7 protein-coding genes are annotated in these 9,804 nt (G+C 74.9%); 1 reads left to right on the top strand and 6 read right to left on the bottom strand.

Annotation, left to right across the window (positions count from 1 at the left end):
- Positions 1 to 510: 510 nt before the first annotated feature.
- The 6 genes from LG632_RS28110 to LG632_RS28085 form a co-directional block, all read right to left on the bottom strand.
- Positions 511 to 2,688, bottom strand: coding sequence for a putative bifunctional diguanylate cyclase/phosphodiesterase (locus LG632_RS28110; protein WP_226730449.1), 2,178 nt, complete (start codon positions 2,686 to 2,688; stop codon positions 511 to 513).
- Positions 2,689 to 3,088: 400 nt separating this feature from the next.
- The gene (ligA, locus tag LG632_RS28105) at positions 3,089 to 5,287 is read right to left on the bottom strand and encodes an NAD-dependent DNA ligase LigA (RefSeq protein ID WP_226730447.1); all 2,199 of its coding nucleotides are present in this window, start codon (positions 5,285 to 5,287) and stop codon (positions 3,089 to 3,091) included.
- Between the two features lie 30 nt (positions 5,288 to 5,317).
- Entirely contained in the window at positions 5,318 to 6,295 is a 978-nt protein-coding gene (locus LG632_RS28100) for a methionine synthase (RefSeq protein WP_226730445.1), read from the bottom strand.
- The gene (locus LG632_RS28095; protein WP_226730444.1) at positions 6,292 to 6,981 is read right to left on the bottom strand and encodes an SDR family oxidoreductase; all 690 of its coding nucleotides are present in this window, start codon (positions 6,979 to 6,981) and stop codon (positions 6,292 to 6,294) included. The genes LG632_RS28100 and LG632_RS28095 overlap by 4 nt, the downstream gene beginning before the upstream one ends.
- 235 nt (positions 6,982 to 7,216) lie before the next feature.
- Complete coding sequence (locus LG632_RS28090) at positions 7,217 to 7,561, bottom strand: DUF1330 domain-containing protein (RefSeq protein WP_226730442.1); 345 nt, start codon at positions 7,559 to 7,561, stop codon at positions 7,217 to 7,219.
- A gap of 91 nt (positions 7,562 to 7,652) precedes the next feature.
- The gene (locus LG632_RS28085) at positions 7,653 to 8,657 is read right to left on the bottom strand and encodes a GlxA family transcriptional regulator (protein WP_226730440.1); all 1,005 of its coding nucleotides are present in this window, start codon (positions 8,655 to 8,657) and stop codon (positions 7,653 to 7,655) included.
- 112 nt (positions 8,658 to 8,769) lie between these two features.
- Between LG632_RS28085 and LG632_RS28080 the strand changes: the two genes are divergently transcribed.
- Complete coding sequence (locus tag LG632_RS28080) at positions 8,770 to 9,693, top strand: NADP-dependent oxidoreductase (RefSeq protein ID WP_226730438.1); 924 nt, start codon at positions 8,770 to 8,772, stop codon at positions 9,691 to 9,693.
- The last annotated feature ends 111 nt before the right edge of the window (positions 9,694 to 9,804 follow it).

Here is a 9,804-nt window from a genome sequence, read left to right as displayed (position 1 = left end):
CGGGGGCAGGGGCCGGGCCACCCGTCCGCTCGGGCAGGTCGGGCCGGGGTTCTGCCCCATTGCCCCCGCCTCGAAGGCCCGCGGGGGCCGACAGGGGGCACCCGCCGTGGGCCGGCCTGGCGGCCCGTTCGCCCGGGACGGGCGGGTTCACTCGCCCGCCCGGCTGGGCGGGTCGCCTGCCCGGTGCACCTGGGTGGGGCGGCCTGCGCGCCGTGGCGGGCCGGAGGGAAGCCGGGGAACACGAGCCGGGCCGCCCGAGTGCCCGCCCGGCCGGGCGGGGTCCGGGGCGGCGCCGCGGTCCCGGCGACGGGAGTGGGGCGGCCCGGCGGCCCGCGGCTCGACTGCCGGCCGCTCGGCTGCCCGGTCGGTCGCTCGGCGTACGCACGAGGGGCCGGCGTTCCCGGCGGGCGTGCGCCGGGAGGGCCGCCAGGTGGCTGGGTGTCCGTCAGTTCCCCGCCCGGCGGGCTCCAGGGGCCGGCGCCCCTGGGCAGGCCCGGGCCCGGCGGCCCGTCAGGTGGCCGGGGTGTCCGTCAGTTCCGCTGTGATGTCCGCGGGGCGGCGCCAGCCGCGTTCGCCTCGGGCCAGGAGCCAGGCGGTGGCCTCCTGGGGCGGCATGGCGGCGGCCACCAGCCAGCCCTGGACGGCGTCGCAGCCCAGGTCGCGCAGGTGCTCCCAGGTCTCGTCGTCCTCGACGCCCTCGGCCACGACCAGCAGGCCCAGGGAGTGGGCCAGGTCGACCGTGCAGCGGACGATCTCCGCGTCCTGGGCGTCGACCGCCAGGCGGGCGACGAAACTGCGGTCGATCTTCAGTTCGCTGACCGGCAGGCGGCGCAGGTGGACGAGGGAGGAGTAACCGGTGCCGAAGTCGTCCAGGGACATCTTCACCCCGTGCCCGGTCAGCCCGGCCATGGTGTCGGCCGCCCGCTGGGGGTCCTCCAGCAGCACGTGTTCCGTTATCTCCAGTTGGAGGGCGCCGGCCGGTACGCCGTGCCGGGCCAGCCGCGCGGCGACGGCGCCGGCGAAGCCGGGGGTGTGGACGTCGCGCGGCGAGACGTTGACGGCGACCGGCACCTTCAGGCCCTGGGCGCGCCAGCGGGCGACCTGGGCCAGGGCCGTCTCCAGGACGTACTCGGTCAGGCGCGGCATCAGCCCGGAGGTCTCCGCGATGGCGATGAACTCGTCCGGTGAGACCCGCCCGCGCTCGGGGTGCACCCAGCGGACCAGGGCCTCCAGGCCGGCCACCTGGCCGTCGAAGCGGACCTTGGGCTGGTAGTGGAGTTCCACCTCGCCCGCGTCCAGGGCCCGGCGCAGGTCGCCGAGGAGGCCGAGGCGGTCGGGCGTGTTGCTGTCCCGCTTCGACTCGTAGACCTCGACCCCGGTGCGGTCCCGCTTGGCCTGGTACATGGCGACGTCGGCGCGCCGCAGCAGGCCCTCGGCGTCCAGGGCGTGGTCGGGGAAGACGGCCAGGCCGGCGCTGGCCTCCAGGACCAGGGTGAGGCCGTCGAGGTCGAGGGGGGAGCTGAGCTCGGCGACCAGGTGGCGGGCGACCCGCTGGGCGCTGGTCTGGGAGTCGGCGACGGGCAGCAGGACGGCGAACTCGTCCCCACCGAGGCGGGCGGCCTCGGCGTCCTCGGGGAGGGCCTGGCGCAGCCGGTCGGCGATCTGCAGGAGCAGGCGGTCGCCCGCGAGGTGGCCGAGGGTGTCGTTGACCGCGCGGAACCGGTCCAGGTCGATCAGCACAAGAGCTGACCGGGTGCCCAAACGTTCAGCCTCGTCCAGGGCGGTCCAGGCCCGCTCCAGCAGCCACTGCCGGTTGGGCAGTCCGGTCAGCGGGTCGCGCAGCTGCTCCTCGGCCCGGGCCCGGGCGATCCACAGCGTGGAGTCCAGGGCGATGAGCGGGACCGCGAAGAGGGGCAGCAGGACCGGGAGGGTGACCCCCACGACGCAGATCAGCGGGGCGATGCCGAGGAGGGCGACGGCGACCAGGCCCTGGCGCAGCACGGCGGTGCGGTCGACGGTGGGCAGGCCGCCGCCGGGCGGGGACAGGGCCGCCCAGAGCACGACGCGGGTGACGGCCAGGTAGGCGAGGGCGACGAGCAGGACCTCGGGGGCGGCGGCGAGGGTCCATGCGGTGGGCTTCCAGGGGTTCTCCACCGTCGGGGTCTGGCCGAAGGCGGCCAGGACGAGGGCGCCGGCCCCGATGCCGAGGATGTCGGCGGCGCCGTGCAGCAGGCCCTGGCGCCAGCGGTGCCGGCGGGCGGCGCCGACGAGCGAGACCACGGCCAGGGAGACCAGGCCGGCGGGGAGCCAGCCGTAGAGGAGCAGCACGCCGAGGGTGAGGGCGGCGCCCGAGCCGGTGCCGCCCCACCAGCGGTCCCGGCCGAGGGCGACGAGGTGGCCGACGATGATGCCGGTCAGCAGCGCCAGGGCCCAGCCGGCGGGGCCGCCGGGGAACAGGGCGTGACGGTGGGTCAGGGCATCGGCGAGGCCGATCGCGACGAGGGCCAGGGCGAGGCCGACGACGGCGAAGGGCAGCGCGGTGCGCCGTCCCGGTCCGGTCGGGACGGCGAGCGCCAGCGGGTGCACTTCGGGCGTCCTGGCGCGCAGGACGCCGAGCCGCCTGGTCCGCACGGTGGGTGCGTCCCCGCCGAAATCAGGTGACGGGTCGGCGCTTTCGGTGGGTTTCATGCCCGTCCCTCTCACAGCCGGCGATGCCGATGCCTGGGGGCCCCTCCCAGCGGTGGCCGGGGGAGGCCCCGATGTCATGCCATCACGGCTGGAATCACGTCACCGCAGCCGTGCACGACAGGCGCACCCCTCAACAGTAGGCCGCAGGAGGCTTCCAGGGGCAGCGGTCGGCGGCGGTTGCCCGAATGCGACCCAGCCATCCTCATCAGTACGGTATCCGCCGAACGGGTGAGTTTGGACCAGGACCCCCCTGTCACCCGTCCGATGATCCGACAGCTCACGGCCCTGCGGGCGGTGCCCGACCGGCCGTTCACGACCGGGCGCGCACCCGGCGTGCGCCCGCCCGTACGGCCGCACGCCACGCATCCGTTCGCCTTCGCTACGTCGTCCGTGGGCCCCCTTACTCCGCCCCGGCGGCACCTTCCACCGCGAGGGCCGCCTCGCGTGCCGCGTCCGGGCCCTGCTCCAGCAGCACCTCGAAGCCGGCGTCGTCGAGGATCGGCAGCTTCAGCTGCACGGCCTTGTCGTACTTGGAGCCGGGGTTGTCGCCGACGACCACGAACGAGGTCTTCTTCGACACCGATCCGGTGACCTTGGCGCCCCGGCTCTGCAGGGCCTCCTTGGCGCCGTCGCGGGTGTGGTTCTGCAAAGTGCCGGTGACGACCACGGTCAGGCCCTCCAGCGGGCGCGGCCCCTCGTCCTCACCGGAGCCCTCCTCCTCCATCCGGACGCCGGCCTCGCGCCACTTGCGCAGGATCTCCTGGTGCCAGTCGACGGCGAACCACTCCTTGAGCGAGGCCGCGATGATCGGGCCGACGCCGTCGGTGGCGGCCAGCTCCTCCTCCGTCGCCGCCTGGATCCGGTCGATGGAGCGGAACTCGCGGGCCAGCGCCTCGGCGGCGACCGGGCCGACGTGGCGGATCGACAGGCCGTTGATGACGCGGGCCAGCGGGCGGTCCTTGGCCGCCTCGATGTTCGCGAGCATGGCGAGGGTGTTCTTCTTCGGCTCGCCCTTCTGGTTGGCGAAGACCGTGACGATCTTCTCCTCGCCCGTCTTCGGATCCCGCTTGGGCAGACCGCTGTCGGGGTCGCGGACGTAGGCCTTGATGGGCAGGAGCTGCTCGACCGTCAGGCCGAACAGGTCGCCCTCGTCGCGCACCGGCGGCTCGGCCGGCTCCAGCGGGTTCGTGAGGGCGGCGGCGGCCACCGCGCCGAAGTTCTCGATGTCCAGGCACTGCCGCCCGCCCAGGTAGAACAGGCGCTCGCGCAGCTGCGCGGGGCAGGTCCGGCCGTTGGGGCAGCGCAGGTCGATGTCGCCCTCCTTCATCGGCCGCAGCGCCGTGCCGCACTCGGGGCACTCGGCGGGCATGACGAACTCCCGCTCCGTGCCGTCGCGCAGGTCGACGACGGGCCCGAGGATCTCGGGGATGACGTCCCCCGCCTTGCGCAGCACGACGGTGTCGCCGATGAGCACGCCCTTGGCCTTGACGACCTCCTGGTTGTGCAAGGTGGCGAACTCGACCTCGGAGCCGGCCACCGTCACCGGCTCGACCTGCGCGTACGGCGTCACCCGTCCGGTGCGGCCGACACCGACCTTGATGTCGATCAGCTTGGTGTTGACCTCCTCGGGCGCGTACTTCCACGCGATCGCCCAGCGCGGGGCGCGGGCGGTGGAGCCGAGGCGGCCCTGGAGCGGGATCTCGTCGAGCTTGACGACCACGCCGTCGATCTCGTGCTCGACGGAGTGCCTGTTCTCCCCGAAGTGCGCGATGAACGCGCGGACTTCGTCGAGGGTGGTGACGACCTTGTTGTGCCGGGCGGTCGGCAGGCCCCACTCGTGGAGCAGCTCGTACGCCTGCGAGAGCCGGTCGATGTCCAGGCCCTCGCGGGCGCCGAGGCCGTGGACCACCATGTGCAGCGGGCGGGTCGCGGTGACCTTGGGGTCCTTCTGGCGCAGCGAACCGGCCGCCGCGTTGCGGGGGTTGGCGAAGGGCTTGTCGCCGGCCGCGACCAGGCGGGCGTTGAGTTCCTCGAACTTCTCCATCGGGAAGAAGACTTCGCCGCGGATCTCCACCAGTGCCGGGATCCGCTCGCCCCGCAGGCGGTCGGGGATCTCGGCGATGGTGCGGATGTTGGGCGTGATGTCCTCGCCGGTGCGGCCGTCGCCCCGGGTGGCGGCGCGGGTCAGGCGGCCGTGCTCGTAGGTGAGGTTGACGGCGAGGCCGTCCACCTTGAGCTCGCACAGGTAGTGGTAGGAGGCGGTGCCGGCGTCCCGGGCCACCCGCTCGGCCCAGGCCGCCAGCTCCTCGTCGTCGAAGGCGTTGTCGAGGGACATCATGCGCTCGCGGTGCTCGACGGAGGCGAAGTCCGTCTCGTACGCCCCCGCCACCTTCTGGGTGGGCGAGTCGGGGGTGCGCAGCTCCGGGTACTGCTCCTCCAGGGCCTCAAGGGAGCGCAGCAGCTTGTCGAACTCGGCGTCGCTGATGACCGGCTGGTCCTTGACGTAGTATCGGAAGCGGTGCTCCTCGACCTGCTCGGCCAGCAGCTGGTGCTGCTCGCGCACCTGCGCCGGTACCGTCTCCTGCTGTTCGGCTGTCATGCCGTGTCCTCCCGTGGCCCCGTCGGTCCGTCACTCAGGGTTGTCGGCGAGTGACCTCGCCGCCCTGACGCAGTGGGCCTGTACCGCGCGGGCGTAGGCGGGCGAAGCGCCCGCCAGACCGCACGACGGAGTGACCACCACGGACTCCGCGAGGGTCCCCGGGGCCAGCCCCAGCCTGCGCCAAAGCTTCCTGACACCCATGACGCTACCGGCAGGGTCCGACAACGGGGCATCGGTGCCCGGCACCACTCCGGCGAAGAGTCGCGTGCCGCTCTCGACGGCCTCGCCCAGGGCGTCGTCCTCGCGCTCCGTGAGCAACGAGAAATCGAACGACACCCCCGTGGCACCGGCCCGCCGCAGCAGCGCGAAGGGCACCTCGGGCGCGCACGAGTGCACCACGACCTCGCCGTCGTGGACCGCGAAGAGGTCGCGCAGGCTGCCCTCGACGACCTGCCGGTCCACGGCCCGGTAGGTCCGGTAGCCGCTGGCCGTGCGCACCTGCCCGCGCAGCACGGCCGTCAGCGAGGGCTCGTCGAACTGCAGCACGACCGACGCGCCGGGCACCCGCTTGCGGACGTCCGCCAGGTGCTCGCGCACCCCCTCGGCCAGGGATCCGGCCAGGTCGCGGCAGGCGCCGGGGTCTCCGAGCAGGGCCTCGCCGCTGCGCAGCTCCAGGGCGGCGGCGAGCGTCCAGGGACCGACCACCTGGATCTTGAGCCGGCCCTCGTAGCCCTGGGTGTACTCCTCCAGGGCGTCGAGGTCCTCGCCGAGCCAGGAGCGGGCGCGCCGGGTGTCGCGGCCGGGCCGGTCGCTGATCCGCCAGCCGCTGGGCTCGACGTGGGCGTACAGGTCGACCAGCAGGCCGAGCGAGCGGCCCGTCATGTCCGCGCCGGGGCCGCGGGCGGGCAGCTCGGGCAGGTACGGGAAGTCCTCGAAGGTCCCGGTGACGGTCTTGACGGCCTCCCGGGCGTCACCGCCCGGCATCGAGCCGACGCCGGTGGCGGTCATCGGCCCGGCCTCACGGTCAGGTCGTTGACCTCGGCGTCCCGCGGCAGGTCGACGGCCATGACGATGGTGGTCGCGACCGACTCGGGGTCGATCCACGCCTGCGGGTCGTACTCCCTGCCCTCCTGGGAGTGCACCTTGGCCTGCATGGGGGTGGCCGTGCGGCCGGGGTAGACGGAGGTCACGCGGACCCCGTTGGCCTTCTCCTCGCCGCGCAGGGAGTCGGCCAGGGCCTTCAGCCCGTGCTTGGAGGCGGCGTACGCGCTCCAGTCGGGGTGGGCGTTCAGGCCGGCACCGGAGTTCACGAAGACGACGTGCCCCTGGGCGGCGCGCAGCGAGGGCAGCAGCAGCCGGGTGATCTCGGCGGGGGCGATCAGGTTCACGTTGAGCTGCTGGTGCCAGGTCTTGGGGCGCAGGTCGCCCACCGGCCCGAGGTCGACGATCCCGGCGACGTGCAGCAGGGAGTCCAGGCGGTCGGGCAGGGCCTGGTGGGAGAAGGCCCAGGAGATCCGGTCGGGGTCGGCCAGGTCGGCGACCAGCGCGCGGGAGCCGGGGTAGCGGGCCGTGAGCTCCTTGCCGCGGGCGGCGTCGCGGGCCAGCAGGATGAGCTCGTCGCCGCGGGCGTGCAGGCGCGCGGCGACGGCGGCGCCGATGCCGGAGCCGGCACCGGTGATGAGGTGAGTAGCCATGGGCCCATGCTCGCACCCCGCCGACCCGTGCCTCGGAGGCCGGGGGCCGGGGTGCCCGGAGGCGGTCGGCCCGGGTGCCCCGGCGGCCGGATCGGGTGGGCCGTGCAGGCCGGCGTCGGGCGGGCCGCAGGCGGGCGTCGGGCGGGCCACCGGCCGGCGTCGGGCGGGTCGCAGGCCGGCGTCGGGCGGGTCGCAGGCCGGCGTCGGGCGGGTCGCAGGCCGGCGTCGGCGCCTTTCAGAGGCCTGCCTCGGCGCGCAGGGCGGCCGCCGTCGTGCGCGCGTCGTAGCCGTCCGGGACGCCGTCCACGATGACGACCTCGCCCGTGATGTGGCGGGTGCGCAGCGGGAGGATGGCCTGGTAGGCCTCGGAGGCGTACCAGGCGCGGGCCGCGGCGGTGTCGGGGAAGGCGACCACGACGACGGTGCCGGTCCAGGGACCCTCCACGACCTCGGCCTGGGCGCCGTGGACGAGGAACCGTCCGCCGAAGGGGTCGAGGGTGGCCTGGATGGTCTCTATGTAGCGCAGGACGTCCTCGTTCACCGTTGTGGCACGCAGGTGGGCGATGGCGTAGGCAGTCATGTCGCGTCGCTCCTCGGGAGGTCGGTACGGGCGGTGCGCCCGTACGGGAAAGCATGGCCCGCCGCGGGGCCGGGAGCGATTACCTCCGAGGTCAAGCCGGGGCGGGGGCCGGAGCGGGGGCCGGAGCGGGCTGGAAGGTCCGGCGGTAGGTGATCGGTGACACGCCGATGGCGGCCCGCATGTGCTGGCGCAGGGAGTTGGCGGAGCCGAAACCGGCCCGGTGCGCGACCAGGTCCACCGGCAGGTCGGTGGTCTCCAGCAACTGGCGGGCCACTTCCAGGCGTTGCGCCGTCAGCCACTGGACGGGGGTCATCCCGACCTCGTCGCGGAACCGGCGGGTGAAGGTGCGCAGGCTCATCCGGGCGTGGGCGGCCAGTTCGGCGAGGGAGAGCGGGGTGTCCAGGCGCTCCAGGGCCCAGGCGCGGGTGGCCGTGGTGGTGGCGACGGTCGGCTCGGGCACCGGGCGGTCGATGTACTGCGCCTGGCCGCCGTCGCGCCAGGGCGGTACGACGCACATCCGGGCGGCGCGGTTGGCGACGGTGGCGCCGTGGTCGCGGCGGATCAGGTGCAGGCAGAGGTCGACCCCGGCGGCGACGCCCGCGGAGGTCAGGACGTCCCCGTCGTCCACGAAGAGGACGTCCTCGTCCAGCCGGACCCGGGGGTAGGCGCGGCGGAACTCCAGGGCCAGGTTCCAGTGGGTGGTGGCGGGGCGGCCGTCGAGGAGCCCGGCGGCGGCGAGCACGTAGGAGCCGGTGCAGATCGACACCAGCCGGGTGCCGGGCCGGATCCGGGCGATGGCGGCGGCGACCTCGTCGGGCAGCGGCCCGCCGCGGCCCAGCTCGGGCATGGCGTGGGTGGGCGGCACGATCACGGTGTCGGCGGCGGCCAGGGCCTCGGGTCCCGCGGCGGGCTGCACGGTGAACCCGGCGTCGCTGAGCACGGGGGCGCCGTCGGCGGTGCAGACGGTGACCTCGTAGAGCGGGCGGCCCTCGGGGTCCTCGGCGCTGCCGAAGACCCGGGACGGGATGCCCAGCTCGAAGGGGGGCACGCCGGGGAGCGCCAGGACGGCGATGCGGTGGCGGCGGACGTCGGTCATGGCCAGATCCTGTCACAGGGTGGCCATCCGGCCAACACCACGACGGGCCGCGAGGCCGGATGGTGGACTGCGTCGCCGGGAGAGGCCCGGCACCAGAAGCAAGGCGGAGAACATGCGCGCGGTGGTCGTGGAGCAGTGGGGCGGACCCGAGACCCTGGTCGAGCGGGAGATCGAGCGCCCGGCGCCCGGACTGAACGAGGTCCTGGTCCGGGTGCACGCGGCCGGTGTGAACCCGGTGGACTGGAAGACCCGCGCCAGCGGGGCGCTCATCGAGTGGGGCGAGGTCCCGGTGCTCGGCTGGGACGTGTCCGGCACCGTGGAAGCGGTCGGCCCCGGCGTGACGGTGTTCCGGCCCGGTGACGAGGTCTACGGGATGCCGCTGTTCCCGCGGCAGGCGGGCGGCTACGCCGAGTACGTGGTGGCCCCGGCGCGGCAGCTCGCGCCCAAGCCGCGGTCGCTGACGCACGTGGAGGCCGCGGCCCTGCCGCTGGCCGCGCTGACCGCCTGGCAGGCGCTGGTGGACACGGCGGACGTACGGCCCGGGGAGCGGGTGCTCGTGCACGCGGCGGCCGGTGGCGTCGGCCACTTCGCGGTCCAGATCGCCAAGGCCCGCGGCGCGTACGTGATCGGCACGGCGAGCGCGGCCAAGCACGACCTGGTGCGTTCGCTCGGCGCGGACGAGGTGGTCGACTACCGCGCCGTGCGCTTCGAGGACGCGGTCTCCGACGTGGACGTGGTGCTGGACGGGCTCGGCGGCGAGACCGCGCGGCGGTCGCTGGCGGTCCTGCGCCCCGGCGGCCGACTGGTGACCCTGCCGGGCCCGGACGACGTCCCGGCGGCCCCGCAGGGCGTGCGCGCCGAGTGGGTCCTGGTCGAGCCGGACCAGCTCGGCCTGCGCGAGATCGCGGCGCTGGTCGAGCGGGGCGAGCTCCGCCCGGTGGTCGAGACGGTGCTCCCGCTGGCGGACGCGGCGAAGGCCCACGCCCTGGGCGAGCAGGGCCGCACGGCGGGCAAGATCGTCCTGACGGTGGCCTGACCGTCCCCCACCGCCGGAGGGCCGGACGGCCGGACGGCTGGACGGCCCCGGCCGCAGGCGCGGGCCCGTCCGGGCCCGGCGGGGCCGCAGGCCCGGGGCGGCCGCAAGCCC

The organism is Streptomyces antimicrobicus, from assembly GCF_020532625.1.
Classification (GTDB): Bacteria; Actinomycetota; Actinomycetes; order Streptomycetales; family Streptomycetaceae; genus Streptomyces; species Streptomyces antimicrobicus.
The sequence above is the reverse complement of the archived record's forward strand: the minus strand, read 5'-3'. Positions and strand labels throughout refer to the sequence as shown.

What these genes read in the sequence shown, in the direction of transcription:
- LG632_RS28110 (WP_226730449.1), bottom strand. Translation starts at nt 2,688, where the DNA reads ATGAAACCCACCGAAAGCGCCGACCCGTCACCTGATTTCGGCGGGGAC.
- ligA (WP_226730447.1), bottom strand. Translation starts at nt 5,287, where the DNA reads ATGACAGCCGAACAGCAGGAGACGGTACCGGCGCAGGTGCGCGAGCAG.
- LG632_RS28100 (WP_226730445.1), bottom strand. Translation starts at nt 6,295, where the DNA reads ATGACCGCCACCGGCGTCGGCTCGATGCCGGGCGGTGACGCCCGGGAG.
- LG632_RS28095 (WP_226730444.1), bottom strand. Translation starts at nt 6,981, where the DNA reads ATGGCTACTCACCTCATCACCGGTGCCGGCTCCGGCATCGGCGCCGCC.
- LG632_RS28090 (WP_226730442.1), bottom strand. Translation starts at nt 7,561, where the DNA reads ATGACTGCCTACGCCATCGCCCACCTGCGTGCCACAACGGTGAACGAG.
- LG632_RS28085 (WP_226730440.1), bottom strand. Translation starts at nt 8,657, where the DNA reads ATGACCGACGTCCGCCGCCACCGCATCGCCGTCCTGGCGCTCCCCGGC.
- LG632_RS28080 (WP_226730438.1), top strand. Translation starts at nt 8,770, where the DNA reads ATGCGCGCGGTGGTCGTGGAGCAGTGGGGCGGACCCGAGACCCTGGTC.